Here is a 25,324-nt window from a genome sequence, read left to right as displayed (position 1 = left end):
GTCCACACTTCGCCGGGAGGGGTGAACGGGCCCTAGATTGACCGGGTGCAGTACGTCGACTCGCTCCTGGACCTGATCGGCAACACCCCGCTGGTGCGCCTCTCGCGCACCCTCGACCTGCCCGCGACGGGTGGCCCGCTGGTGCTGGCCAAGGTGGAGTACCTCAACCCGGGCGGGTCGGTGAAGGACCGCATCGCCACCCGGATGATCGAGGCGGCCGAGGCCTCCGGCGCGCTGCAGCCCGGCGGCACGATCGTGGAGCCGACCTCCGGCAACACCGGTGTCGGGCTGGCCATGGTCGCCCAGGCCAAGGGCTACCGCTGCGTCTTCGTGTGCCCCGACAAGGTCAGCGAGGACAAGCGCAACGTGCTCAAGGCCTACGGCGCCGAGGTCGTGGTCTGCCCGACGGCGGTGGCCCCGGAGCACCCCGACTCCTACTACAACGTCTCCGACCGCCTGGCCTCCCAGCCCGGCGCCTGGAAGCCCGACCAGTACTCCAACCCCCACAACCCGCGCTCGCACTACGAGACCACCGGCCCGGAGATCTGGGCGCAGACCGAGGGCCGGATCACCCACCTGGTGTGCGGTGTCGGCACCGGCGGCACGATCAGCGGCACCGGGCGCTACCTCAAGGAGCAGGCCGCCGCGGCCGGCCGCGAGATCCAGGTGGTCGGTGCCGACCCGGCCGGGTCGGTCTACTCCGGCGGCACCGGGCGGCCCTACCTCGTCGAGGGCGTCGGCGAGGACTTCTGGCCCGAGACCTACGACCGCGGCGTCGCCGACCGCATCATCGAGGTCTCCGACGCCGACTCCTTCGCCTTCACCCGCCGCCTGGCCCGCGAGGAGGCGCTCCTGGTGGGCGGCTCGTGCGGCATGGCGGCCTACGCCGCGCGCCGGCTGGCCCACGAGCTGGCCGGCACCCCCGAGGGCGAGGACGCCGTCATCGTCGTCATCCTCCCCGACTCCGGGCGCGGCTACCTGACCAAGATCTTCAACGACGACTGGCTGGCGCAGTACGGCTTCCCCTCCGGCGACGGCGCCCCCCACGCCCAGACCGTGGGGGAGGTGCTGCGCGGCAAGTCCGGCCAGCTGCCCGACCTGGTGCACACCCACCCGGCCGAGACCATCGCCGAGGCCGTGGCGATCCTCCAGGAGTACGGCGTCTCGCAGATGCCCGTCGTGCGCGCCGAGCCGCCGATCGTCGCGGCCGAGGTCGCCGGCGCCGTCTCCGACCGTGCCCTGCTCGACGCCCTCTACGCCGGCACCGCGCGGCTCACCGACCCGGTCGAGGAGCACATGTCGCCGCCGCTGCGCACCATCGGCGCCGGCGAGGACGCCCGCGAGGCGGTGCACCTGCTGGAGGAGGTCGACGCCGTGCTCGTGCAGGAGGACGGCAAGCCCGTCGGGGTGCTCACGCGCCAGGACCTGCTGGCCTTCCTCGCGCGCTCCTGAGGCCGCGCATGGTCGCCCCCGCGGGGGTCACGGGTGTTCACCCACCCGGGTGACATCACGGGACGCACCGGCCACACCTGTGGTGGGGTGGCCGCGGACCGCTGACCCCCGGCGGATCCTGGAGGCGGTGGACGCGACGTGTGGGACTTCGTCAGGGAACGGCAGGACCAGATCCTGTACAACACGTTCCAGCACTTCAACCTGGTGATGCAGGCCGTGCTGGTGGCCAGCGTGCTGGCGGTGCTGCTGGCCGTGGTGATCGTGCGCTACTCGTGGCTCCAGGGCCTGGCCAACGCGCTGAGCGCGATCGGCCTCACCATCCCGGCCCTGGCACTGGTCGGCGTGATGCTGGCCCTCACCGGCATCCAGCCGATCTCGGCCTTCGTCGCGGTCGCCTTCTACGCCCTGCTGCCGGTGCTGCGCAACGCCGTGGTCGGCCTCCAGGGCGTCGACCCGACGCTGGTGGAGTCGGCCCGCGGCATGGGCATGAGCCCGCTGGCGGTGCTGTGGCGGGTGCGCCTGCCGCTGGCGTGGCCCGTCATCCACGCCGGGGTGCGCACGTCGACCCAGATGTCGATGGGCATCGCGGCGATCGCGGCGTACATCCTCGGACCGGGTCTCGGCGGCTACATCTTCACCGGCCTGGCGCAGATCGGCGGCGCCAACGCCGTCAACTACGCCCTGGTCGGCACCCTCGGCATCGTCCTCGTCGCCCTCGTGGCCGACGTGCTCCTGCTGCTCCTCGGGCGGCTCACCATCTCGAAGGGAATCAGGGCATGACCACGCAGCACACGACCGGGCACACGACCGGGCACACCACCGGGCAGACCGCCGGCATCAGCGGGGCGGAGATCCGCCTCGAGGAGGTCGTCAAGCGCTACCCCGGCCAGAAGACCGCGGCGGTGGAGTCGCTGTCCCTGACCATCCCCGCCGGCGAGATCGTGATGTTCGTCGGCCCGTCGGGCTGCGGCAAGACCACCTCGCTGAAGATGATCAACCGGCTCATCGAGCCCACCTCGGGCACGATCCTCATCGACGGCGAGGACGTGCGGAAGAGCAGCGCCGACGAGCTGCGCCGCAAGATCGGCTACGTCATCCAGGGCGGCAGCCTCTTCCCCCACATGACCGTGGCCAAGAACATCGCGATCGTGCCGAAGATGCTCGGCTGGGACGCCTCGCGGGTCAAGGGCCGCGTCGACGACCTGCTCGACCTCGTCGGGCTCGACCCCTCGCGCTACCGCGACCGCTACCCCCGCGAGCTCTCCGGCGGGCAGCAGCAGCGCGTCGGCGTGGCCCGCGGCCTGGCCGCCGACCCGCCGGTGATCCTCATGGACGAGCCCTTCGGCGCCGTCGACCCCATCACCCGCCAGCGCCTGCAGGACGAGCTGCTCTCGATCCAGCGCGAGCTGCGCAAGACCATCGTCTGCGTCACCCACGACATCGACGAGGCGATCAAGCTCGGCGACCGGATCGTGATCCTGCGCGAGGGCGGCCACATCGCGCAGTACGACACCCCCGAGGTCGTGCTCGCCTCGCCGGCCGACGACTTCGTCAGCGACTTCGTGGGCTCCGGCTCCACGCTCAAGCAGCTCAGCCTGGCCCGGGTCAACGAGGTCGACCTGCGCGAGACGGTCACCGCCCGCATCGGCGAGCCCACCGCCGACGCCGTGCAGCGGGCCGAGGCGGCCGGCGAGCGCTCCGTGATCGTGCTCGACGACCGTGACCGGCCCCGCGGCTGGCCCTGGCTGCGCCAGCTCAAGGGCGACCGGATCGTCGAGCCCACCGAGGACCTCGTCACCGTCGACGAGCGCTCGACGCTCAACGACGCCCTCGACACCATGCTCACCAGCAGCCACGGCGCCGCCGTGGTCACCGGTGACCGCGACCGCTACATCGGCATCGTCACCTTCGACACCGTCACCGACCACATGCGCCTGCTCGAGGACCGCGCGGTCGAGGAGCGCGCGTGAGCACGGCGCCCGCGGTGACCTCGGCGACCTCGGCCGGGCCGTCGGCCGACCCGACCGCCGAGCCCGTGCCGACCGGGCGTCGGGGGCGGCGCCTCGACCCGGAGATGCTGCTGCTCCTCGTGCTGCCGCCGGTGCTGGTGGCGCTGGCCTTCGGGGCCTGGGTGCTGTGGCGCCAGACCGCCGACCTCGACTCCGTCGAGCAGAGCCAGCTGGCGTGGTCGACGGTGACCTCGCTCATGGTCGAGCACGTCAAGCTCACCGCCGTGGCCGGTCTGCTCGTCGTCGCCGTCGCCGTGCCGCTCGGCATCGCGCTGACCCGCGGCCGGCTCAAGGCGGCCTCGCCCGTGGTCGTGGGCCTGGCCAACGCCGGCCAGGCGGCGCCCGCCGTCGGCCTGATCGTGCTGCTCGCGCTCTGGCTCGGCTTCGGCTTCGGCACCGCGATCATCGCCCTGGTGGTCTACGGCGTGCTGCCCGTGCTCCGCAACACCATCGTGGGTCTGCAGGGCGTCGACCCCACCCTGGTGGAGGCCGGGCGCGGCATCGGGATGACCCCGGCCGCGGTGCTGCTGCGCGTCGAGCTGCCGCTGGCGCTGCCGGTGATCATGTCGGGCGTGCGCACCGCGCTGGTGCTGATCGTCGGCACCGCCGCCCTGGCGACCTTCATCAACGCCGGCGGGCTCGGCGCCATGATCGTCGCCGGCATCAACCTGTTCCGCTACTCGCTGGTCGTCTCCGGCGCGCTGCTCGTGGCCCTGCTCGCCCTCCTCGTGGAGTGGCTGGGCCGGGTCCTGGAGTTCGTCGCCCGACCGAAGGGGGTCTGAGATGACCGGTCCTGCCACCACCCGCCCCACCCGACTGCGCACGCGCGCCCGCCGACTGGCCGCCACCGGGCTGGCCGTCGCGGCACTGGCCGTGCCTGCGGGCTGCGGCCTGGGCACCGCCGGCGGCTACGTGCCCGACGCGACCCTGGCCGGTCCGCTCGAGGGGGTCTCCCTCGACGGGGCCGAGATCGCCGTGGGCTCGAAGAACTTCTCCGAGAACATCCTGCTCGGCAAGATCGTGCTCATCCTGATGAAGGCCGCAGGAGCGGAGGTCACCGACCTCACCAACATCCCCGGCAGCAACTCCGCGCGCCAGGCCCAGGTGCAGGGCGAGATCGACGCGATGTGGGAGTACACCGGCACGGCCTGGATCTCCTACCTCGGCGAGGACGAGCCCATCCAGGGCACCGAGGAGCAGTACGACGCCGTCGCGGAGCGCGACCTGGCCGAGAACGACCTGCGCTGGCTGCCGCCCACGCCGGCCAACAACACCTACGGCTTCGCGATGACCGCGCAGAGCGCCGAGCGGCTGGGCATCACCAAGCTCTCGCAGATCCAGGACATCCCCGTCGACGAGCGCACCTTCTGCGTGGAGTCGGAGTTCGAGAACCGGCCCGACGGCCTGCCCGGCATGCTCGAGACCTACGACATCCCGCGCGGCGAGGCCCAGGGCACCCCCGACGACAACATCGGGCTCTACCAGACCGGCGCGATCTACGAGGCGACCGCGCAGGGGGAGTGCACCTTCGGCGAGGTCTTCACCACCGACGGCCGGATCCTGGCCCTCGACCTCACCGTGCTCGAGGACGACCGGCAGTACTTCCCCAACTACAACATCTCGCTCGTCGTCGGCGACCGGCTGCTGCAGGACCAGCCCGGCATCGAGGAGCTGGTCGACCCCGTGGCCGCGGAGCTCACCGACGAGGTGCTGCTGGGCCTCAACGCCGAGATCGACGTCGAGGGCCGCGAGGCCTCCGACGTGGCCGAGGACTGGCTGCGCGAGGAGGGCTTCATCGCCTGAGCGGCAGCTCCATGAGGATCAGGTCGGGACGGTCGGCGCGCAGCCAGTCGGGCCGCGCGGTGCCCACCTCGACCCAGCCGCGCCGGCGGTAGACGGCCAGCGCGCGCGGGTGGGAGGGGGCCACGTCGAGCACCGGGCGCAGCCCGGCGTCGCGGATCCAGGCGACGGCGCGGTCGAGCAGCAGCCCGCCCGTGCCGGTGCCCTGGGTGGCGGGGTCGACGTACAGCACCGCCACCATGGCCGGGGCGGGCTCCGGGGCCGGGCGCGCGAAGGCCCCGGCCAGGTCGGGCGGCACGTCGGTGACCGAGACGTGGCCGACGACGCGACCCTCGTGCTCGGCCACCCAGGCCGCGCGCTCGCCGGGGCGCACCACGAACTCCTCGGCCGGGAAGGGCAGCGGCCAGCGCATCGGGTAGCCCGAGCCGGGCTGCTGGGCGGCCAGCACCGCGACCAGGGCGGGCAGGTCGTCGGGGCGGCGCGGCCGCACCGCGACGGAGGCACGTACGTCGGGCACGTCGCCATCCTGCCGCCCCGGTAGCCTCCGGGCCGTGCCGACCCCCGCGACCCCCTCGAGCCACGTGCTCGACCTCTTCGCGGTGCCCGAGGTCGTCGAGCCGCTCCCCGGGGCGCTCACCGACAGCGTGCGCGCCGGGGACCTCGTGCTCAGCCCCGGTCGGGACGCCGCCGTGCAGGCCTGGCTCAGCCCGCTGCTGGCGCGCCTGGCCGTGCGCCTCGACGAGCGCCCCGACCGCCGGGCCCAGGACCTGCGGGTGGCGATGCCGGTGCCGGCGCGCGACGGCGCCTGGGTCGTCGAGGGATGGGCGGCCAGCCGCTGGGAGCCGGGCACCACCGCCTGCCTCGACCCCGCGGTGACGCTGGCCGCGGGGCGGCTGCTGCACGCCCGGCTGGCCCCGCTCGTGACCGAGCCGCCCGCGGTGGTGCTGGAGCGCACCGACGCCCGAGCCCGCGCCGAGCGGCTGGCCTTCGCGGGCGGCGCCGACCTGCGCGCCGCGGCCGGCACGCTCCCGGCCAGTGCCGCGGGACTCGCGCGCCGCGTCGCCGACCTGCTCGACGGGCTCGACCCCGACGCGGCCTCCCCGGCGGCGACCCGCCACCAGCTGGTGCACGCCGACCTCGCCGGGCACGTGCTGCTCGACGCCGCCGGGGCCCCGGTGGTGCTCGACGTCGCCCCGGCGTGGCGCCCGCCGCTGTGGGCCGAGGCGGTCGCCGCCGTCGACCTCGTGCGCGGCGGCGCCGACCCCGCCCGCCTCGACCGCTACGCCGGCGCGGCGACCCGCGCCGCGCTGCTGCGGGCGCTGCTCTTCGGGGCGCTGGTCGACCCCGCGGCCGACGTCGCGGCGTACACGGCGGTGCTCGACCGGCTGGACCGCTGAGAGGTCGCCGAGCCGCTGGGCCCGCGCGGCGGGGACGAAGGTCCCGACCGCGCGGTCCGTCGTGCCGTGGCGGCCCGGCGAGGGGGCCCCGAGGGTGGAGGCGTGGACCTCGACACCCTCGACATCGCCCGCTGGCAGTTCGCCATCACCACCGTCTACCACTTCCTCTTCGTGCCGATCACGATCGGCCTGTCGGCGATCGTGGCCGGCTACCAGACCGCCTGGGTGCGCACCGGGCACGAGCAGTGGCTGCGGCTGACGCGGTTCTTCGGGAGGCTCTTCCTCATCAACCTGGCCATCGGCGTGGTGACCGGGATCGTGCAGGAGTTCCAGTTCGGGATGAACTGGTCGGACTACTCCCGCTTCGTCGGCGACGTCTTCGGGGCGCCGCTGGCCATCGAGGGCCTGCTCGCCTTCTTCCTGGAGTCGACCTTCGTCGGCCTGTGGATCTTCGGCTGGGACCGGCTGCCGCCACGGCTGCACCTGGCCACCATCTGGCTGGTGCACGTCGGCACCGTGCTCTCGGCCTACTTCATCCTGGCCGCCAACTCCTGGATGCAGCACCCGGTCGGCTACCGCTACGACGCCGTGACCGGTCGCGCGGAGCTCACCGACATCGTGGCCGTGCTGACCAACCGGGTGCAGCTGGTGACCTTCCCCCACACGCTGCTGGCGGCCTACATGACCGCCGGGGCGTTCGTGGTCGGGGTGGCGCTGTGGCAGCTGAGCGCCGGCCGCAGCAGGCCCGGGGCGGACCGGTCCGAGGACCGCGGGATGTTCCGCTCGGCCGCCCGCGTCGGTGCCGTGGTGCTCGTCGTCGCGGGAGCGGGGGTGGCGCTGAGCGGCGACCTCCAGGGCAAGGTGATGACCGAGGTGCAGCCGATGAAGATGGCCGCGGCCGAGGCGCTCTACGACACCGAGCAGCCCGCTGCCTTCTCGCTGGTCACCGTGGGCAGCCTCGACGGCTCCGAGGAGCTGTGGTCGCTCCGGGTGCCCCACCTGCTGTCCTACCTGGCCACCGGCGACCTCGACGGCGAGGTCCGCGGCATCGACGACCTGCGCGCGGAGTACGAGCAGACCTACGGCACCGACCCCGGCGCCGCCTACTACTCACCGGGCGACTACACCCCGGTGGTCCCGGTGACCTACTGGAGCTTCCGGCTGATGATCGGCCTGGGCGTCGCGGGGGTCGCCGGCGGACTCGCGGTGCTGTGGGCCACCCGGCGCGGCCGGGCGCCCTCGTCGCGGCGCTGGGTCTGGCTGGGCGTCGCCCTCCCGCTGATGCCGCTGCTGGCCAACTCCTTCGGCTGGGTCTTCACCGAGATGGGCCGCCAGCCCTGGGCGGTCTTCGGCCTGATGACCACCGAGCGCGCCGTGTCGCCCTCGGTGAGCCCGACGGAGGCCCTGGTCTCGTTGCTGGCGCTCACCGGCGTCTACGCCGTCCTCGCCGTCGTCGAGGTGCGCCTGCTGCTGCACTACGTCGCGCGCGGCGCCGACCCCCACGTCGAGCCGCGCCTGCGCGACGACGAGCACGACCCCGAGCGCCCGCTCGCCGTCGCCTACTGAGTCCGGAGGACCCGAGCATGGAGCTCACGACCGTCTGGTTCGCCCTCATCGCCGTCCTGTGGATCGGCTACTTCTGCCTGGAGGGCTTCGACTTCGGCGTCGGCATGCTGCTGCCGGTGCTCGGCCGCTCCGAGGCCGAGCGACGGGTGCTGCTCAACACCGTCGGGCCGGTCTGGGACGGCAACGAGGTGTGGGTGCTGGTCGCCGGCGGCGCCACCTTCGCCGCCTTCCCGGAGTGGTACGCCACCCTGTTCAGCGGCTTCTACCTGCCGCTGCTGATGATCCTGGTGGCGCTCATCGTGCGCGGCCTGGCCTTCGAGTACCGCGCCGAGGTCGACGACGACCGTTGGCGCGCGCGCTGGGACGTCGCCCTCGTGGTGGGCTCCTTCGTGCCGGCTCTGCTGTGGGGCGTGGCCTTCGCCAACATCCTGCACGGGGTGCCGCTCGACGCCGACAGCGAGTACGCCGGCGGCCTGCTGACCCTGCTGCACCCCTACGCCCTGCTCGGCGGCGTCACCACGCTGCTGCTCTTCCTCACCCACGGGGCGGTCTTCCTCGCCCTCAAGACCGACGGACCGGTGCGGCGCGACGCCCGGGGCCTGGCCACGGGGCTGGGCACCGCGGCGGCGCTCGCCGCCGTGGCCTTCCTGTCGTGGACCCAGCTCGACACCGGCGACCTCGCCTCGGCGGTCCTCTTCCTCGGCGCGGCGCTCGCGCTGGTGCTCGGTGTGCTGGCCGTCGGCGTGGGCCGCGAGGGCTGGGCCTTCGTCGGCACCTTCGCCGCCATCGCCCTCGCGGTGGCCGGTCTCTTCGCCGCGCTCTTCCCCGACGTGATGCCCACGACGCTGGCCGACGGCACGGGCCTGACCACGACCAACGCCGCCGCGACCTCCTACACCCTCGGCGTGATGACGGTGGTCGCCGCCGTCTTCACCCCCGTCGTGCTGGCCTACCAGGGGTGGACCTACTGGGTCTTCCGGCAGCGCATCTCGGTGCACCACATCCCGGCCGCCGGGCGCGTGCCCGAGCCGCAGCGGTGAGACCGACCGACCCGCGCCTGCTGCGACGCCTGGCCCCGGCGCGGCGCGAGCTCGCCGCGGTGCTGGCCGCCGGCGCCGTCGGCGGTGCGCTGGTGCTGGCCCAGGCGGGGGCGCTGGCCGGGCTGCTCGTCGCCGTCGTCTCCGGGGCGCCGGTCGGCCCCTGGGCGTGGGCCCTCGCCGCCGCCCTCGCCGGTCGCGGCGTCGCCTCGCCGTCGGGGACCGGGCCGCCGCACGCGCGGCGGCGCTGGTGGCGACCGACGTACGCCGCCGGCTGGTGGCGCGCGTCGGCGACGACCCGGGCGGGGGCGTCGCGCTGCTCGCCACGCGCGGGGTGGCGGCGTGCGAGCCCTACCTGACCCGCTACCTGCCCGCCCTCGTGCTGGCCCTCGTGCTGCCCCCGCTCGCGGTGGCGGCGATCGCGACGCAGGACCTGCTCAGCGCCGGCATCGTGCTGGTGACCCTGCCGCTGGTGCCGGTCTTCGCCGCGCTGGTCGGCCTGGCCACCCGCGACCGCGCGGAGCGGCAGTGGCGCGAGCTGGGCTCGCTGGCCGGCCATTTCGTCGACGTGGTGAAGGGGCTGCCGACCCTGGTCGTGTTCGGTCGCGCCGAGGCGCAGTCGACGCGGATCCGGGTCGCGACCGAGCGCTACCGCCGGGCGAGCGCCGCCACGCTGCGGCTGGCCTTCGCCTCCTCGGCCGTGCTCGAGCTGGTGGCCACGCTCTCGGTGGCCCTGGTCGCCGTCAGCGTGGGTCTGCGGGTCGCCGACGGGGGCCTCGACCTGCGCACGGCGCTGGTCGTGCTGCTGCTGGCGCCGGAGGCCTACTGGCCGCTGCGCCGCGTGGGCGCGGAGTTCCACGCCGCCGCCGAGGGCGTCGCGACGTTCGAGCAGGTCGCGGCCGTGCTGGACGCGCCCGTGGCCGACCACCCCCGCGCCCACGAGGCGACGAGGGTCGGGTCCGGCCCGCTGCGGGTGCGCGGGCTGACCCTCCTGCACCCCGGTCGGACGATCCCCGTGCTCGACCACCTCGACGCCGACCTGCCCGAGCGCGGCCTCACCGTGGTGGTCGGGCCCTCGGGGTGCGGCAAGTCGACCCTGCTCGCGGTGCTGGCCGGCCTGCTGCCGGCGACCGCCGGACACGTCGACCGGGTCGCCGCCGACCCCGCGTGGCAGCGGCGGGTCGCGTGGCTCCCGCAGCGTCCGGGCTTCGTGGCCGGCACCGTCGGCGACAACCTGCGCCTGGGCCAGCCCGGCGCCGGCGACGTGGAGCTGTGGGCCGCGCTGCGCCGGGTGGCGCTGGAGGAGCGGGTGCGCGACCTGCCCGCCGGGCTCGACACCGACCTCGCCGAGGACGGCGCCAGCCTCTCCGCGGGGGAGCGGGCCCGTCTCGCGCTGGCGCGCGTGGTCGTCGCCGACCGGCCCTGGGTGCTGCTGGACGAGCCGACCGCCCACCTCGACGACCTCACCGAGCAGGTCGTCGCCGACACCCTGGTCGACCTCGCCCGCTCCCGGGCGGTGGTCGTGGTCACCCACCGCCCGGCGCTGGTCGGCCTCGCCGACCACGTGGTGCGCGTGCCCGCCCCTCCTCCGTCCATCTCGTCTCTGTCCGTCCCGCCTGTGCCCGTCCTGCCCGCGCCCGTCCTGCCCGCGCCCGCACCCCGACCGGCTGCGGGGGAGGGGCCCCGGCCCGACCCGTCCCGCGCCGCCGGCCGCCTGGGCGGCCTGGGCGGCCTGGGCGGCCTGGGGGCGGCCACCGTGCTCGGGTCCCTCGCCTCGGCCTCGGGGGTGGCCCTGACGGCGACGGCGGGCTGGCTGCTGGTCCGCGCCTCGGAGCAGCCGCCCGTGCTGACCCTCATGGTGGCCATCGTGGGCGTGCGGGCCTTCGGGCTGGCGCGACCCGCGCTGCGCTGGGCCGAGCGCCTGCGCGCCCACGACGTGGTGCTGGGCATGCTCGCCGAGCAGCGCGCACGGGTCTACGACCTGCTGGTGCCGCTCACGCCCGGCGCGCTCGGGCGACGCCGCGGCGACGTGCTGGCCTCGGTGGTCGACGACGTCGACAGCGTGCTCGACCGCGAGCTGCGCGAGCGGCTGCCGGTGCGCTCGGCCGTCCTCGTGGTGGTCCTGGCCTCGGTGGTGGCCTCCCTCGTGCGGTGGCCCGCGGGCCTCGTCGTCGCCGGGGGCGGCGCCGGCGCCGCGCTGCTGGCCCACGCCGTCGCCCGCCGTGGCGCCGCGCGGGCCGAGGCCGGTGCCGTGGCCACCCGCGCCCGGCTGGCCGAGCACGTCGTGGAGGCGGTCGACCTGGGCGAGGAGCTGCGCCTGTGGCAGGCGCGCGGACGCGCCGCCGACCGGGTGGCCGCCGACTCCGAGGACCTCGGGCGCGACACCGTGCGCGCCGCCACCGCGCTCGCCACCGGGCGCGCCGTCGTGCTCGTCGCGGCGGCCGCGTCCACGGCGGCGCTCGCGCTCCTGCTCGCCCCGGCGGTGGCCGACGGTGCGCTCGACGCGCCGCGGGCCGCGCTGCTGCTGCTCCTGCCGCTCGCGCTCACCGACGTGCTGCTGCCGGTGGCCGACGCGGGCGCCGTCGGCGTGCGCACCCGCGCCGCCCGCGAGCGCCTCGACGCGCTGGCCGCCCTGGCCCCGCGCGTGCTCGACCCGCCACGGCCGCGACCGGCGCCCGAGCACCCGGCGGTGGTCCTGCACCGCGTCGGCGCCGGCTGGGGCGAGGAGGAGGCGGTGGGCGACCTCGACCTCCGGCTGCCGCCCGGTCGCCGCGTGGCCGTCGTCGGTCCGTCGGGGTCGGGCAAGAGCACCCTGGCCGCACTGCTGCTGCGCTTCCTGGACCCGAGCACGGGCAGGGTCCTGCTCGACACCGTGGACCTGCGGTCGCTCGCGCTCCACGACGTACGCCGCACCGTCGGGCTGGTCGACGACTCACCGCACGTGTTCGCCTCGACCCTGGTGGAGAACGTGCGCCTGGCCCGGCCCGACGCCGACGACGACCGCGTGGAGGCCGCCCTGCGCGCGGCCCGGCTCGGCCCGTGGCTCGACGCGCTGCCCGACGGCCTCCACACCTGGCTCGGCGAGGGCCACGCCGGGGTCTCCGGCGGTGAGCGCGCCCGCCTCGGCGTGGCCCGTGCCCTGCTCGCCGACCCACCGGTGCTGGTGCTCGACGAGCCGACGGCCCACCTCGACGAGGCCACGGCCGCCGACCTGGCGCGCGAGGTGCTCGGCCCGGACGGGCGCGCGGCGGGTGCGGGGCGCACGGTCGTGTGGATCACCCATGGCTCGGCGGGTGTCGACCTGGTCGACGACGTGGTACATCTGGGCCGGCACGACGGGCCCCCACGGCCCGACCCGGTGGCCGAGACCGAGGAGCTGCACCGTGGCTGACCAGACCCCGTTCGACCACACCCCGAGCGACCAGACCCCGGGTGACCGGAGCGGGCAGGCCGGGCAGGACCGTCCGGTCCGCGTGTTCCTCCTCGACGACCACGAGGTGGTGCGCCAGGGCATCCGTGCGCTGCTGGAGCAGTCGGGCGGCATCGAGGTGGTCGGGGAGTCGGGCTCGGCGCACGAGGCCACCTCCCGCATCCCCGCCCTGCGCCCCGACGTGGCCGTGCTCGACGCCCGCCTGCCCGACGGCTCGGGCATCGAGGTCTGCCGCGCGGTGCGCGCCGTGGACCCCGGCATCAAGGCCCTGGTGCTGACCTCCTACGACGACGACGAGGCCCTCTTCGCCGCGATCATGGCCGGCGCCGCGGGCTACGTGCTCAAGCAGATCCGCGGCCAAGACCTCGTCGGCGCCGTGCGCTCGGTCGCCATGGGGCACTCCCTCATCGACCCCGCCCTCACCGCCCGGGTGCTCGACCGGGTGCGCACCGGCTCGGCGACCGTGCCGGAGCTGGCCGAGCTGACCGAGCAGGAGCTGAAGCTGCTGGCCCTCATCGCCGAGGGCCTCACCAACCGCCAGATCGGCGAGCGGGTGCACCTGGCGGAGAAGACCGTCAAGAACTACGTGTCGAGCATCCTGGCCAAGCTCGGCCTGGAGCGGCGCACCCAGGCCGCCGTGCTGGCCAGCCGACTGCTGGGCCCGGGCGCCGGGAGCCCCCGGGACTGAGCGGCACCCGGGCCCCACGGGCTCACGACCCGGCGCGGGCGCGCCACACCAGCACCGTGCCGCGCGGCTCGCGGGGGGCCAGCTCCAGGGAGCCCCCGAGCCCCTCGGCGCGGTGGGCGGCGTTGCGCAGCCCGCTCTCGACGCGCTCGACGGGCAGACCGCGACCGTCGTCCTCGACGCGCAGCGTCACCTCGCCGTCGTCGACGCCGAGGGTGACCCAGGCGGCCCCGGCCTCGGCGTGGCGGGCGATGTTGCTGAGGGCCTCGCGCAGCACCGGCAGCAGGTGCTCGCGCACCCGGGCGGTGACCGCGGTGTCGACCGGGCCCTCGGTGCGCAGCAGCGGGGTGAAGCCGAGCAGGGGGGCGGCGTCGCCGACCAGCTCGTCGAGCTCGTCGCGCAGAGTGGCGACGCTGCGGTGGCGCAGCGCGAAGATCGTGCCGCGGATGTCGCGGATCGTGGCGTCGAGGTCGTCGACGGCGCGGTCCACCCGCGCCGCGACCTCGCGGTCGGTGGTCAGCATGCCGGCGCCCTGCAGCTGCAGGCCGGTGGCGAAGAGGCGCTGGATCACCACGTCGTGGAGGTCGCGGGCGATCCGCTCCCGGTCGGAGACGACCGCCATCTGGGCCCGCTCGGCCAGCGCCTGCGTCCGGTCGAGGGACAGGGCGGCCTGGTCGGCGAAGGAGACCAGCAGCTCGCGCTCCTCGACGTCCTGCGGTCCGTGGGCGAGGTCGGTGACCACCGCGAGGGCGACCGGCGAGGTGAGGTGGGTCCGCACGGGCACCAGCACGACCGCCTGGCCCTCGACCTCGAGGTCGACCGGCTCCGGCAGCGGTCCCTCCACCGCGTCGACGTGGCCGGCGACGAGCGGCAGGGCGGCCTCGAGCAGGTCGGTGAACGCCTCGCGCTGGGCCTCGTGGCAGGCCAGCGCCGCGATCGTCGGGGCCTGCGGGCCGGTGGGCAGGCGCAGCACGGCCGCCGCGCGGGCACGCCCCACCGTGCGGGTCGCCTCGGCCACGCGCACGAGGGTGTCGCCCCGGTCGACGGGCGGCTGGAGGTGCTCGCCCAGCACCGCCGCGGCCTCCAGCCACTCCCGCCGTCGCTCGCTCAGGCCGTAGGCGCGCGCGTTGCCGATCACGAAGCCGGCCGCCGAGGCCAGCGCCTCGACCAGCGCGACGTCCTCGTCGGTGAAGCCGGGCTCGGGCTCCGCAACGCCATCGACAGGGTTCTTCTGCGTCAGGTAGAGGTTGCCGAAGACCGCGCCGCGCACCCGCACGGGCACCCCGAGGAAGGTCCGCATCGGGGGGTGGTGGGCGGGGAAGCCGTAGGAGGCGGGGTGGGCGGAGAGGTCCTGCAGGCGCAGCGGCTCCGGGTGGTCGACCAGCAGCCGCAGGATGCCCCGGCCGTGCGGCGGGGCGCCGATCGCCTCACGCTCGGCGTCGTCGAGGCCGGTGGTGACGAAGTCGGACAGGTCGCCGTCGCGGCCGATGACGCCCAGCGCGGCGTACTGGGCGCCGGTGAGCTCGGCGGCCGACTCCACGATGCGCAGCAGCACGCTGTGGAGGTCGAGGTCGGAGGAGATGGCGACCACGGCGTCCAGCAGCGCGTGGGTGGAGCCGCTGAGGTCGAGTCGACGGTGGGGCACCGGCTCAGTGTGGCGCACGGACGGCCTCCTGCGTCAGGGCCGGCCCGGCCCGTCGTGCGGGTCGGTCGGGCGGATCAGGCGGGAGGGGGCGGTCAGGCCGAGTGCGCGACCGACGACGCACCGAAGGTGCGGCCGGTGACGTCGGTGGTCGGCAGCGCGACCACGAGCGTGCGGGTGCCGGCGGCCCACGGCACGGGCCAGCACTCGCGCACCGCCGCCAGCCGGGCGGGGTCGGTCACGAACTCGCCGCGCCCCCGCACCACCACGCTCCAGCCGCTGCGGCTGGCCACGTCGAGCGCGTCGACCTCGAAGGCGACCAGGCCCTCGCGGGCGTGCGTGCCGACGATGCTCCACGGGCTGGTCCGCACGACCACGCGGCCGTCGTGGAGCACGTAGGTCAGCGGCACGATGTGGGGCCCGCCCGGCGTGGAGACGGCCATCCGGCCGACCTCCGCCTCGCGCAGGTGGGCGAGGCACTCGTCGGGGGAGAGGTCACGGTGGTGGAGCACGCCTCCGAGCCTGCGCCGGGGCGCTCGGGCGCGGCGAGGGCCGATGGTCCTCTCCCCACGGGACGGGTGTCCTCGGCTCCGCGAGGGGGCTAGCCGCCGGCCCCGCCGTGGTCGCCGCCGCTGCCGTCGAGGTAGACCCACCGCCCGGCCCGCCGCACGAAGCGGCTGTGCTCGCGCTGCTCCCCGGGGAGCCCGTGCCGCTCGTAACGGGCCACGAAGGCGACGTCGTCGGCCCCGGCCGAGAGCACCTCGAGCCCGGTCCACACCGTGGCGGGGTCGAGCTCGAGGTCGTCGGGGCGGGTGCGCGGGTGCCAGGTGCGGAAGAGGTACGCCGCGTCGCCCACCGCGAAGGCGGCGTAGCGCGAGCGCATCAGCTCCTCGGGGGTCTCCGCCCGCGCGGCGCCACGGTGCAGGCGCCCGCAGCAGGCGTCGTAGGCCGCGCCGCTGCCGCACGGGCAGGTCGCGCGCAGCGGTCCGGTGCTCACCCGACCTCCCCGCGGGGCAGGACCCGCCACAGGGCGTGCACGCCCGGCAGGCCCTTGAGCCCGACCTCCCCGGCCTCGACCAGGTCGACCGCGGCGTCGTCGTCGAGGGCGGCGCGGACGGCCTCGCTGGCCAGGACCTCCCCGCCCTGGGCGGTGTCGGCGACCCGGGCGGCCATGGCGACGTTGCGCCCGAAGTAGTCGCCGTCGCGGGCGACCACGGGGCCGGTGTGGATGCCGATGCGCACCCGCACCGGCGCCACCAGCCGCAGCCGGGGGTCGAGGGTGCGCTTGAGGTCGCGCTGCACCCCCACGGCGGCGCGGCAGGCCGCCTCGGGATCGCGGAAGGCGACCATGAAGCCGTCGCCGGCGGTCTTGACCACCTGGCCGCGGTAGCGCTCGATCCGGGCGCGCAGGAGGGTGTCGTGGGCCTGGAGCACCCGCACCCAGGTGGCGTCGCCGAGCCGCTCGTTGAGCCGTGTCGACCCCTCGATGTCGGAGAACAGCAGGGTCACCCGACCGTCGGAGCTGGCCATGCTCGCCACGCTCTGCTGCTGCTCGGCGGCCCAGGCCTGGAGGTCCTCCAGCGAGGACTGGAGCAGACCCGCCACGCCCTGCTCGCGGACCCTGGTGGCGGTCCGCACGACCCGGCGCACGGCGCGCTCGGCCGGGGTGGCCGCGGGACGCGGGCGCAGGGCGACGTCGAGGTCGGCCTCCAGCACGGCGACGCGCCGCCGCGCCTCGCGCTCCCGCCGGCGGGCGGCCGACAGGCGCAGGGCCAGCGCGGCCACGGCAACGGCGAGCACGGCGCTGAGCGCCGCCAGGAGGACCACCGCGAGCGTCACGAGCCGAGAGCGTAGCGACGACCGAGGGCCCGCGGGGTCGGGACCTTCGTCCGTGGCTGCCGCCCGCGGGGCTGGTGAGGCTGGAGCCATGACGGTGACCGACCTCTCCTCCGCCCGCCCGACCGCCGACCTGCCCACCGGAGCCGTGGTCGTCGGGATCGACGGCTCCCACGACGCCGACCTCGCGCTGGCGTGGGCGGCGCGGCAGTGCCTGCTGCTGCGCCGGCCGTTGGCCCTGGTGCACGCCTACCGCCTGGTGGGCTCGGTGTGGCTCGACCAGGCCGGTGTCGACTCGCGCGACGTGCTCGACGCCGTCGGCGACGACGCGTGCACGCTGCTCCAGGACGCCCGGGGGCGGGTGCTGGCCGACCACCCCGACCTCGAGGTGGTGCTGCTGCTGCGTGCCGACGACCCGCGCTCCATGCTGGAGGACCTCTCCCGCCACGCCTCGCTGCTCGTGCTCGGGTCCCGGGGGCGCGGCCCCGTGGCCTCGCTGCTGCTGGGCTCGGTGAGCGTCGCCGTCGCGCGCCACGCCCACTGCCCGGTGGTCGTGGTGCGCCCCGGCGCTGCCGTGCGCCGCCCCGGCCGGGCGGGTCGGGGCGCCCACCCCGACGACCGCCCGCGCGGCGGGGTGCTGGTCGGCGTCGACGGCACCCCGGGCTCGCTCGCGGTGGTCGAGTTCGGCTACCAGCAGGCGGCGCTGCGCGGCCTGCCGCTGGAGGTGCTCCACTGCGTCTGGGACGTGCGGGCCACCGCCGCCGGCCTGCACCGCGCCCCGGCCGAGGACCCCGAGGTCGCCGACGTGCGCGCCCTGCTGTCGGAGGCGGTCGCCGGCCTGGCCGAGCGGCACCCCGGCGTCGACGTCACCCTGACCGTCGCCTACGGCCTGGCCGACGACGAGATCGTCGCGGCCTCACGGGGCCGCGACCTCACCGTCGTGGGCTACCGCCCCGGCTCCCCGGTGCGCTCGCTGCTGCTCGGCTCCGTGGCCCCGGCCGTGCTCGAGCACGCCGACGGCGCCGTGGCCGTGGTGCCCGTGGCCCCGCTGGGAGCCGAGCGCCCCTGACCCGCGCCCGACGCGCGACGGGGCGGTTGCGACCCGTCAGTAGCGTGGATCGCGTGACGTCTGCTCCCACCTCCACCACCGTCGGCGAGCTGCGGGCCTCGGGCCACGAGCACCGCCCGCTGCGCACCGAGATCCGCGACAACCTCCTCGCCGCCCTGCGCGAGGGCCGCGACCCCTGGCCCGGCCTGCACGGCCTCCAGGACACCGTGATCCCCCAGCTCGAGCGCGCCCTCATCGCCGGCCACGACATCGTGCTGCTCGGCGAGCGCGGCCAGGGCAAGACCCGGCTGCTGCGCACCATGGTCGGCCTGCTCGACGAGTGGACCCCGGTCATCGCCGGCTCCGAGCTCGGCGAGCACCCCTACGACCCCATCACCGTGGCCTCGCGCCGCCGGGCCGGCGAGCTCGGCGACGCCCTGCCGATCACCTGGCGCCACCGCGACGAGCGCTACGCGGAGAAGCTGGCCACCCCCGACACCAGCGTGGCCGACCTCATCGGCGACGTCGACCCGATGAAGGTGGCCGAGGGCCGCTCGCTGGGCGACCCGGAGACCATCCACTTCGGGCTCATCCCGCGCAGCCACCGCGGCATCGTGGCCATCAACGAGCTGCCCGACCTCGCGGAGCGGATCCAGGTGGCGATGCTCAACGTGATGGAGGAGCGCGACATCCAGATCCGCGGCTACGTGCTGCGCCTGCCGCTCGACACCCTCGTCGTGGCCAGCGCCAACCCCGAGGACTACACCAACCGCGGCCGCATCATCACCCCGCTCAAGGACCGCTTCGGCGCCGAGATCCGCACCCACTACCCGACCGAGCTGGTCGACGAGGTCGCGGTGATCCGCCAGGAGGCCGACCTCGTGGCCGAGGTGCCCGACTACCTCGTCGAGATCCTCGCCCGCTTCACCCGCAACCTGCGCGAGTCCTCCTCGGTCGACCAGCGCTCCGGCGTCTCGGCCCGCTTCGCCATCGCCGGCGCCGAGACCATCGCGGCCGCCGCCATCCACCGCGCGGTCTCCCAGGGCGAGGACGACGCCGTGGCGCGTCCGGTGGACCTCGAGACCGCCGTCGACGTGCTCGGCGGCAAGATCGAGTTCGAGTCGGGCGAGGAGGGCCGCGAGGGTGAGATCCTCACCCACCTGCTGCGCACCGCCACCGCCGAGACCGTGCGCACGCACTTCCGCGGTCTCGACTTCGGCGTGCTCGTCGACGCCCTCGAGAGCGGCGTGATGGTCACCACCGGCGAGCAGGTCACCGCCCGCGACTTCCTCACCGGGCTGCCGGTGCTGGGGGAGTCGGAGCTCTACGACGACGTCTGCGACCGGCTCGGCGCGACCAACGACGGCCAGCGCGCCGGCGCCATCGAGCTGGCCCTCGAGGGACTCTACCTCGCCCGCAAGGTGAGCAAGGAGTCCGGGGGTGGCGAGACCGTCTATGGCTGACCGCTGGAGCCGTCGCCGCGCCGCGAGCTACGGCCGCTACGACGGGGGCGCCGACCCGCTCGCCCCGCCCGTCGACCTGGCCGAGGCCCTCGACGCCATCGGCGAGGACGTGATGGCCGGTGCCTCGCCGGAGCGGGCGATGCGCGAGTTCCTGCGTCGCGGCGGCCGCGACCAGCAGGGCCTCGACGACCTCGCCCGCCAGGTCGCGGAGAAGCGTCGCGAGCTGCTCTCGCGCCACAACCTCGACGGCACGATGCAGGAGGTGCGCGAGCTCCTCGACCGGGCCGTGCTTGAGGAGCGCAAGCAGCTGGCGCGCGACGCGATGATGGACGACGCCGACCGGGCCTTCCGCGAGATGCAGCTCGAGGGCCTCCCGCCGAGCCCCGCGGCCGCGGTCAGCGAGCTGTCGTCCTACGACTGGCAGTCGCGCGAGGCCCGCGAGGCCTTCGAGCAGATCAAGGACCTGCTCGGTCGCGAGATGCTCGACCAGCGCTTCGCGGGCATGAAGCAGGCCCTGGAGAACGCCACCGACGAGGACCGCGCCGCGGTCGCCGCGATGGTCTCCGACCTCAACGACCTGCTCGACAAGCACCGTCGCGGCGAGGACACCGAGCAGGACTTCGCCGACTTCATGGACAAGCACGGCCAGCACTTCCCCGAGGACCCCCAGAGCGTCGAGGAGCTGCTCGACTCCCTGGCCCAGCGCGCCGCGGCCGCCCAGCGGATGCGCAACTCGATGACCCAGGAGCAGCGCGACGAGCTCGACGCCCTGGCGGCGCAGGCCTTCGGCTCACCGGAGCTGATGGACCAGCTCGGCCGCCTCGACGGCAACCTCCAGGCGCTGCGCCCCGGCGAGGACTGGGGCGGCTCGGAGCGGATGGACGGCCAGGAGGGCCTCGGCCTCGGCGACGGCACGGGCGCCTTCCAGGACCTCGCCGACCTCGACGCGCTCTCCGAGCAGCTCTCGCAGTCCTACGGCGGCGCGCGCATGGACGACCTCGACCTCGAGCTGCTGGCCCAGCAGCTCGGCGACGCCGCGGGCGTCGACGCCCGCACCCTGCAGCAGCTCGAGCACGCGCTGCGCGACTCCGGGACGCTGCAGCGCGGCTCCGACGGCCAGCTGCGGCTGACCCCGAAGGCCATGCGCCAGCTCGGGAAGTCGCTGCTGCGCGACGTGGCCCAGCGCATCTCCGGGCGTCAGGGCCAGCGCGACCTCGACCGCGCCGGCGCCTCGGGCGAGCGCTCCGGCGCCACCCGGTCGTGGGCCTTCGGCGACACCGAGCCGTGGGACGTCACCCGCACCGTCACCAACGCCGTGCTGCGCACCGTCTCCGAGGGAGGCTCGGCCGCCGACGGCGTGCGGCTGACCATCGACGACGTCGAGGTGCAGGAGACCGAGGCCCGCACCCAGGCCTGCGTCGCGCTGCTGGTCGACACGTCGTTCTCGATGGCGATGGACGGGCGCTGGGTGCCGATGAAGCGCACCGCGCTGGCGCTGCACACCCTCATCCGCAGCCGCTTCCGCGGCGACCACCTGCAGCTGATCGGCTTCGGCCGCAGCGCCCAGGTCATGGAGATCGAGGAGCTCACCGCCCTCGACGCCATGTGGGACAAGGGCACCAACCTGCACCACGCGCTGCTGCTGGCCAACCGCCACTTCCGCAAGCACCCCAACGCCCAGCCGGTGCTGCTCATCGTCACCGACGGCGAGCCGACCTCCCACCTGGAGACCAGCGGCGAGGTCTACTTCAGCTACCCGCCCCACCCGCTCACCGTGGCCTACGCCGTGCGCGAGCTCGACAACGCGATGCGGCTGGGGGCCCAGACCACCTTCTTCCGCCTCGGCGAGGACCCCGGTCTGGCTCGCTTCATCGAGCAGATGGCCCAGCGGGTCGACGGCCGGGTCGTCGCCCCGGAGCTCGACGACCTCGGCGCCGCCGTGGTCGGCTCCTACCTCGGCGACCGCAGCGGCCGCTCCGGCGGGGGCGGCGGCTGGGACGAGGGCGGCGCCCGCGGCGGCGGCTACGGCGGGCTCTTCGGCGGCGGCCGGGGCTGGTGGGTCGGGGGCGACTGAGACCGCGGCCCCGCCTCGGGCCCTCGGCTCAGCGCGGGGCGCGCTCCCAGTGGCCGCAGCCCCGCGACGACGTCCGGCGCACCCCTGCGCAGTCGGGCCACCGCGCGGGCGCGCTGAGCTCGTCGGTGTGCAGGTCGCGCTCCATCACGTGACGCGCCGGTCGCCACCCCGCGGCGAGCGCGGCGCAGTCGCACCCGCCGCCTCGGTGGGACAGCCGCCGCTCCAGCCCCGTCGCCGTGGGGGAGCGCACCTCGCGGAAGCGCTCGGCCCAGCGCATCGAGCCGTCGCAGCCGTGGACCTGCAGCATCCGGGCCACGAAGCACAGCGAGCACTCCCGCGGGCGCGGCCAGGTCGCCTCGGCGGCCTCGTCGAGGATCGGGACCGCCACCCGGTCGCGCAACGGTGGGGTGTCGTGGTCGTGCACGCGTCCTCCGCTCCCGTCCGATGCACCCTGCTCCGGCGTACGACAGGTCTAGCGGGGGGCACCGACAGTCGCGGGCGGCGGCACGAGGGCCGCTAGGACCGCGCCACCGCCGCGCCGAAGGAGCGCGGCGAGCGCAGCCAGTCGACCGCGACCCCGCCGTCGGGTCGCGAGCCGGCGACCCTGACCTCCACCCGCACCGGGCCCTCGCCCGGCTCGGCCTCGAAGCAGTCGGTGTCGAGGCGCATCCTGACCAGGTCGTCGGCGTAGCGGGGGTGCAGGGCGTAGTCGCACAGCACGCGCTCCCCGGTCTTGCGCAGGCTCCAGGAGGAGGTGCGCAGCAGCGCGTAGTCGGTGCCGGCGAAGAAACCGCCGGTCAGCACGTAGTCGGGCTCCCGGTCACCGTCGGTGTCGAGGAAGACCGAGCCCCCGGTGACCTTCGGGCCGCTCTTGCGCAGGTCGCGCACCTCCACCGTCACCCGCACGGCGCCCTCACGGTTGACCACCGTCACCGCGCGCAGGTCGGCGGGGTGGTCGAGGTCGCCGGCCTTGTCGGAGAACGTCCTGGTCGCGGCGCTCGCCGGCAGCGCCGCCGTCACCAGCACGGCCACCGCCGACGCCACCACGGCGCCCACCGAGCGGCTCCCGCGTCTCGTCAGGACCATCCCCACCACGACCTTCCACGTCCGCGCGGCACCCCGACGGGCGCCGTCACCCCAGGCCTACTCCGGGTGCGTGCGCCGGCGCAACCGCCCGACGGCCCTCGACAGGGCGCGACGGCGCTCCGACGCTCGACGGGCACGGCGGCTCACGCAGGGTGCAGCACGGCGGCGAGCTCCTCGACGCCGTCGACGACCCGCGGGCCGGGGCGGGCCCAGTGGGCGTCGGCGTCCACGGGGTGCACGAAGACCCCGGCGGGCAGCAGGTCCGCGGCGAGGAGCGCGTCGGCCTGCTGGCGGGCGCCCTCGCGGTCGTAGCCGCACGGGGCGACCACGACGACGTCGGGGCGCGCCTCGTGCACGCGCTCCCACAGCACCCGGGTCGACTTCTCGCCCGCAGCGCCGAGCACGCACTCACCGCCGGCGGCCTCGACCATCTCGGGGATCCAGTGGCCGGGGGCGTAGGGCGGGTCGGTCCACTCCAGCACCACCACCCGCGGGCGGGGTCGGCCCGCCACGCGCGCCCGGACGGCGTCGAGGCGGGTCGACAGCGAGGCGGCGAGCGCCTGCGCGGCAGGCTCGCGGCCGGTGGCCCGGCCCAGGGCGACGACGGTGTCGAGGACCTCCGCCAGGGTGTGGGGGTCGCAGGTCAGGACCTCCGCGGTGCAGCCCAGGTGCGCCAGCGCGTCGTCGACCACGCCGACGTCGACCGCGCAGACCGCGCAGAGGTCCTGGGTCACCACCAGGTCGGCGTCGAGTCCCGCCAGCGCGCCGGCGTCGAGGCGGTAGAGGTCCTCACCGCGTGCGGCCGCAGCGGAGACGAAGGCGTCGATCTCCTCCGGCGCCAGCCCCTCGGGCATCGCCGAGGTCGACACGATGGTGCGGCTGCGGGCCTCGGCGGGGGTGTCGCACTCGAAGGTCACGCCGACGACGTCGTCGCCCGCGCCGATGGCGAAGAGCGCCTCGGTGGTGGCGGGGAGGAGGGAGACGATGCGCACGCCGTCAGTCTGCCTCTCCGAGCTCGCGGGCCACGACCCCGGCGGCCGCCGCGACCAGGGCGTCGCGCGCGACGGCGTCGACGTCCTCGCTGCGGGTCAGCACGGCCACCACGACCGGTGCGCGGCCGGGCGGGGTGACGACGGCGACGTCGTTGCGGGCGGCGTAGGTGGCCCCCGACCCGGACTTGTCGGCGACCGCCCAGTCGTCGGGCACGCCGGCGCGCACCAGGGTGTCACCGGTCTCGTTGCCCGACATCCACCGCAGCAGCAGCCGTCGGTCGGCGGGAGCGAGGGTGTCGTCGACCGCGAGGGTGCGCAGCGTGGTGGCCAGCGCCCGCGGCGTGGTGGTGTCGCGGTCGTCACCGGGCTCGAAGCGGTTGAGCGTCGGCTCGGTGCGCCGCGGGTCGGTCACCCGGTCGCCCAGCCCGCGCAGGGCGCGACGCAGGCCGTCGGGCCCGCCGATCGCCTCGAGCACGATGTTGCCGGCGGTGTTGTCGCTGACCCGCACGGCGGCCTCGGCGGCGGCGCCGAGGGTGAGGCCGCGCCCCACCCGCTGCTCGACCACGGGGGAGTAGTCGACCAGGTCGGTGCGGCGCACCGGCACGACCCGCTCGAGCTCGGAGGGCGTCGTGCGGTCGAGCAGCACCGCGGCGGCCAGCGCCTTGACGGTCGAGGCGTGGGGGAAGCGCTCGTCGGCGCGGTGGGCCAGGGTCTCACCGGTGGCGGTGTCGATGGCCACGACGCCGACCCGGGCGGCGTACCGCTCCTCGAGGGCGGCGAACGCGGCTCGCCCGGTGGCCGGCTGCTGCGGGTCGACCGAGGAGGTGGCCCCGGGGCCGCCCGAGGGTCCGCTGCTGCGTGCAGGGGCGTCGTCGCCCCCCGCGCCGGCGCCGCAGCCGGCGGTCAGCACGAGGGCGAGGAGACCCGCCGCGGGGGTCAGGCGGCGGCGGGGGCGGTCGGACAGGGGCGGGAGGGCACGCGTCACCCCTCCTGCCTACCAGCCCCGGCCAGACGCCTACAGTCGGCGCAGTGGGGGACCTGTCGCTGACCGTGATCGCGCTCCTGGCCCTCGCGGCGGTCTCGGCGGGCTTCGTGGACGCCGTGGTGGGAGGCGGCGGTCTGATCCAGCTGCCGGCGCTGCTGCTCGGCCTGCCGGGCGCCTCGCCGGTGCAGGTGCTGGCGACCAACAAGCTGGCCTCGATCTGCGGCACCAGCACGAGCGCGGTGACCTTCTACCGCCGCGTGCGCCCCGACCCGCGGACCTTCCTGCCGCTCATGCTGGCCGCCTTCGTCGGCTCGGTGCTGGGCGCACTGCTCGCCTCGCAGGTGCCCCGCGAGGCCTTCGAGCCGATCGTGCTCGTCGCCCTGGTGGTGGTGGGGGCCTACGTGCTGCTCAAGCCCAGCCTCGGCGAGGTCACCGCGCTGCGCTTCGCCGGCCACCACCACACCACCGCCGCGCTCGGCGTCGGGGTGCTCGTCGGCTTCTACGACGGGGCGCTCGGCCCGGGCACCGGCAGCTTCTTCGTCTTCGCCCTCGTCGGCCTGCTCGGCTACGGCTTCCTCGCCGCCTCCGCTCAGGCGAAGATGGCCAACTGGGCCACCAACCTCGCCGCGCTGTGCGTCTTCGTGCCCCAGGGCGCCGTGCTGTGGCAGATCGGGCTGCTCATGGGCGCCTGCAACGTGCTCGGGGCCTACGTCGGCGCGCGCACGGCGGTCGCGCGCGGCGCCGCCTTCGTGCGGGTCTTCTTCCTGCTCGTGGTCTCGGCCTTCGTGGTGCGCCTCGGCGGCGTGCTCGGGGTGTGGTGAG

The 25,324-nt window shown here is 75.5% G+C and carries 24 protein-coding genes; 15 read left to right on the top strand and 9 right to left on the bottom strand.

The window, feature by feature from the left end; all coding sequences use genetic code 11:
• Window positions 1–45 precede the first annotated feature (45 nt).
• The 5 genes from ASF50_RS13620 to ASF50_RS13600 all read left to right on the top strand — a co-directional run bounded on the left by ASF50_RS13620 (window position 46) and on the right by ASF50_RS13600 (window position 5,264).
• Window positions 46–1,452, top strand: a complete 1,407-nt coding sequence (locus tag ASF50_RS13620) for a cystathionine beta-synthase (RefSeq protein WP_056862131.1) — start codon at window positions 46–48, stop codon at window positions 1,450–1,452.
• A 138-nt stretch (window positions 1,453–1,590) separates the two neighbouring features.
• Window positions 1,591–2,232 carry an ABC transporter permease gene (locus tag ASF50_RS13615; RefSeq protein WP_056904780.1) on the top strand — a complete coding sequence of 214 codons (642 nt, stop codon included), beginning with the start codon at window positions 1,591–1,593 and terminating at the stop codon, window positions 2,230–2,232.
• Window positions 2,229–3,422 carry an ABC transporter ATP-binding protein gene (locus ASF50_RS13610; RefSeq protein ID WP_056904779.1) on the top strand — a complete coding sequence of 398 codons (1,194 nt, stop codon included), beginning with the start codon at window positions 2,229–2,231 and terminating at the stop codon, window positions 3,420–3,422. Before ASF50_RS13615 ends, ASF50_RS13610 begins: the two co-directional genes overlap by 4 nt.
• Window positions 3,419–4,243, top strand: a complete 825-nt coding sequence (locus tag ASF50_RS13605; protein WP_235557667.1) for an ABC transporter permease — start codon at window positions 3,419–3,421, stop codon at window positions 4,241–4,243. Before ASF50_RS13610 ends, ASF50_RS13605 begins: the two co-directional genes overlap by 4 nt.
• Window position 4,244: 1 nt before the next feature.
• Window positions 4,245–5,264 (top strand): glycine betaine ABC transporter substrate-binding protein, encoded by a 1,020-nt coding sequence (locus tag ASF50_RS13600; RefSeq protein WP_056904778.1) that lies wholly within the window; start codon window positions 4,245–4,247, stop codon window positions 5,262–5,264.
• Here the strand turns inward: ASF50_RS13600 and ASF50_RS13595 are convergent.
• A complete protein-coding gene (locus tag ASF50_RS13595; protein WP_056904777.1) occupies window positions 5,254–5,778 on the bottom strand; it encodes a GNAT family N-acetyltransferase in 525 nt (174 codons plus the stop codon). The two genes, ASF50_RS13600 and ASF50_RS13595, sit on opposite strands and share 11 nt — an antisense overlap.
• A gap of 34 nt (window positions 5,779–5,812) precedes the next feature.
• Here ASF50_RS13595 and ASF50_RS13590 point away from each other — a divergent pair, with 34 nt between their 5' ends.
• The 6 genes from ASF50_RS13590 (at window position 5,813) to ASF50_RS13570 (ending at window position 13,379) form a co-directional block, all read left to right on the top strand.
• Window positions 5,813–6,658, top strand: a complete 846-nt coding sequence (locus tag ASF50_RS13590) for a hypothetical protein (RefSeq protein WP_056904776.1) — start codon at window positions 5,813–5,815, stop codon at window positions 6,656–6,658.
• A gap of 102 nt (window positions 6,659–6,760) precedes the next feature.
• On the top strand, window positions 6,761–8,224 hold the full coding sequence (locus tag ASF50_RS13585; protein ID WP_056904775.1) for a cytochrome ubiquinol oxidase subunit I: 1,464 nt from the start codon (window positions 6,761–6,763) through the stop codon (window positions 8,222–8,224).
• A 17-nt stretch (window positions 8,225–8,241) separates the two neighbouring features.
• Window positions 8,242–9,264, top strand: a complete 1,023-nt coding sequence (gene cydB / locus ASF50_RS13580; RefSeq protein WP_056904774.1) for a cytochrome d ubiquinol oxidase subunit II — start codon at window positions 8,242–8,244, stop codon at window positions 9,262–9,264.
• Window positions 9,261–9,620 carry a hypothetical protein gene (locus ASF50_RS19285; protein WP_162242385.1) on the top strand — a complete coding sequence of 120 codons (360 nt, stop codon included), beginning with the start codon at window positions 9,261–9,263 and terminating at the stop codon, window positions 9,618–9,620. The genes cydB and ASF50_RS19285 overlap by 4 nt, the downstream gene beginning before the upstream one ends.
• On the top strand, window positions 9,512–12,652 hold the full coding sequence (gene cydD / locus ASF50_RS13575; RefSeq protein ID WP_162242384.1) for a thiol reductant ABC exporter subunit CydD: 3,141 nt from the start codon (window positions 9,512–9,514) through the stop codon (window positions 12,650–12,652). Before ASF50_RS19285 ends, cydD begins: the two co-directional genes overlap by 109 nt.
• Before the next feature lie 82 nt (window positions 12,653–12,734).
• Window positions 12,735–13,379, top strand: a complete 645-nt coding sequence (locus tag ASF50_RS13570; RefSeq protein ID WP_056862845.1) for a response regulator — start codon at window positions 12,735–12,737, stop codon at window positions 13,377–13,379.
• A 22-nt stretch (window positions 13,380–13,401) separates the two neighbouring features.
• On the opposite strand, the gene ASF50_RS13565 is transcribed toward ASF50_RS13570, so the two are convergent.
• The 4 genes from ASF50_RS13565 to ASF50_RS13550 all read right to left on the bottom strand — a co-directional run bounded on the left by ASF50_RS13565 (window position 13,402) and on the right by ASF50_RS13550 (window position 16,857).
• Entirely contained in the window at window positions 13,402–15,021 is a 1,620-nt protein-coding gene (locus ASF50_RS13565) for a GAF domain-containing protein (protein WP_056904773.1), read from the bottom strand.
• A 92-nt stretch (window positions 15,022–15,113) separates the two neighbouring features.
• Window positions 15,114–15,530 (bottom strand): pyridoxamine 5'-phosphate oxidase family protein, encoded by a 417-nt coding sequence (locus ASF50_RS13560; protein ID WP_056904772.1) that lies wholly within the window; start codon window positions 15,528–15,530, stop codon window positions 15,114–15,116.
• Between the two features lie 89 nt (window positions 15,531–15,619).
• The gene (locus ASF50_RS13555; protein WP_056904771.1) at window positions 15,620–16,015 is read right to left on the bottom strand and encodes a YchJ family protein; all 396 of its coding nucleotides are present in this window, start codon (window positions 16,013–16,015) and stop codon (window positions 15,620–15,622) included.
• Window positions 16,012–16,857, bottom strand: coding sequence for an adenylate/guanylate cyclase domain-containing protein (locus tag ASF50_RS13550; protein WP_056904770.1), 846 nt, complete (start codon window positions 16,855–16,857; stop codon window positions 16,012–16,014). Before ASF50_RS13550 ends, ASF50_RS13555 begins: the two co-directional genes overlap by 4 nt.
• Before the next feature lie 88 nt (window positions 16,858–16,945).
• On the opposite strand from ASF50_RS13550, the gene ASF50_RS13545 reads away from it, so the two are divergent.
• The 3 genes from ASF50_RS13545 to ASF50_RS13535 are packed head-to-tail and all read left to right on the top strand — an operon-like array spanning window position 16,946 to window position 21,439.
• Window positions 16,946–17,923: a universal stress protein gene (locus tag ASF50_RS13545; protein WP_056904769.1), complete on the top strand. Its 978-nt coding sequence runs from the start codon at window positions 16,946–16,948 to the stop codon at window positions 17,921–17,923.
• A 53-nt stretch (window positions 17,924–17,976) separates the two neighbouring features.
• On the top strand, window positions 17,977–19,365 hold the full coding sequence (locus ASF50_RS13540; RefSeq protein ID WP_056862141.1) for a hypothetical protein: 1,389 nt from the start codon (window positions 17,977–17,979) through the stop codon (window positions 19,363–19,365).
• Window positions 19,358–21,439, top strand: coding sequence for a vWA domain-containing protein (locus ASF50_RS13535; RefSeq protein WP_056904768.1), 2,082 nt, complete (start codon window positions 19,358–19,360; stop codon window positions 21,437–21,439). Before ASF50_RS13540 ends, ASF50_RS13535 begins: the two co-directional genes overlap by 8 nt.
• 28 nt (window positions 21,440–21,467) lie before the next feature.
• Here ASF50_RS13535 and ASF50_RS13530 read toward each other — a convergent pair whose 3' ends face one another.
• The 4 genes from ASF50_RS13530 to bla form a co-directional block, all read right to left on the bottom strand.
• Window positions 21,468–21,863, bottom strand: a complete 396-nt coding sequence (locus ASF50_RS13530) for a DUF2695 domain-containing protein (RefSeq protein WP_056904767.1) — start codon at window positions 21,861–21,863, stop codon at window positions 21,468–21,470.
• Window positions 21,864–21,955: 92 nt separating this feature from the next.
• Entirely contained in the window at window positions 21,956–22,525 is a 570-nt protein-coding gene (locus ASF50_RS13525; protein WP_156718283.1) for a hypothetical protein, read from the bottom strand.
• Between the two features lie 143 nt (window positions 22,526–22,668).
• A complete protein-coding gene (locus ASF50_RS13520) occupies window positions 22,669–23,517 on the bottom strand; it encodes an ABC transporter substrate-binding protein (RefSeq protein WP_056904765.1) in 849 nt (282 codons plus the stop codon).
• 4 nt (window positions 23,518–23,521) lie between these two features.
• Window positions 23,522–24,502 carry a class A beta-lactamase gene (gene bla, locus ASF50_RS13515; protein ID WP_082503172.1) on the bottom strand — a complete coding sequence of 327 codons (981 nt, stop codon included), beginning with the start codon at window positions 24,500–24,502 and terminating at the stop codon, window positions 23,522–23,524.
• A 44-nt stretch (window positions 24,503–24,546) separates the two neighbouring features.
• Between bla and ASF50_RS13510 the strand changes: the two genes are divergently transcribed.
• Window positions 24,547–25,323, top strand: a complete 777-nt coding sequence (locus tag ASF50_RS13510; RefSeq protein ID WP_056904764.1) for a TSUP family transporter — start codon at window positions 24,547–24,549, stop codon at window positions 25,321–25,323.
• Window position 25,324: the final 1 nt, after the last annotated feature.

Origin of the sequence: Nocardioides sp. Leaf307, assembly GCF_001423135.1 — a bacterium.
Classification (GTDB): Bacteria; Actinomycetota; Actinomycetes; order Propionibacteriales; family Nocardioidaceae; genus Nocardioides; species Nocardioides kribbensis.
This window is presented reverse-complemented; position numbering and strand designations above follow the sequence as displayed.

What these genes read in the sequence shown, in the direction of transcription:
- ASF50_RS13610 (WP_056904779.1), top strand. Translation starts at nt 2,229, where the DNA reads ATGACCACGCAGCACACGACCGGGCACACGACCGGGCACACCACCGGG.
- ASF50_RS13600 (WP_056904778.1), top strand. Translation starts at nt 4,245, where the DNA reads ATGACCGGTCCTGCCACCACCCGCCCCACCCGACTGCGCACGCGCGCC.
- cydB (WP_056904774.1), top strand. Translation starts at nt 8,242, where the DNA reads ATGGAGCTCACGACCGTCTGGTTCGCCCTCATCGCCGTCCTGTGGATC.
- ASF50_RS13545 (WP_056904769.1), top strand. Translation starts at nt 16,946, where the DNA reads ATGACGGTGACCGACCTCTCCTCCGCCCGCCCGACCGCCGACCTGCCC.
- ASF50_RS13535 (WP_056904768.1), top strand. Translation starts at nt 19,358, where the DNA reads ATGGCTGACCGCTGGAGCCGTCGCCGCGCCGCGAGCTACGGCCGCTAC.
- ASF50_RS13525 (WP_156718283.1), bottom strand. Translation starts at nt 22,525, where the DNA reads ATGGTCCTGACGAGACGCGGGAGCCGCTCGGTGGGCGCCGTGGTGGCG.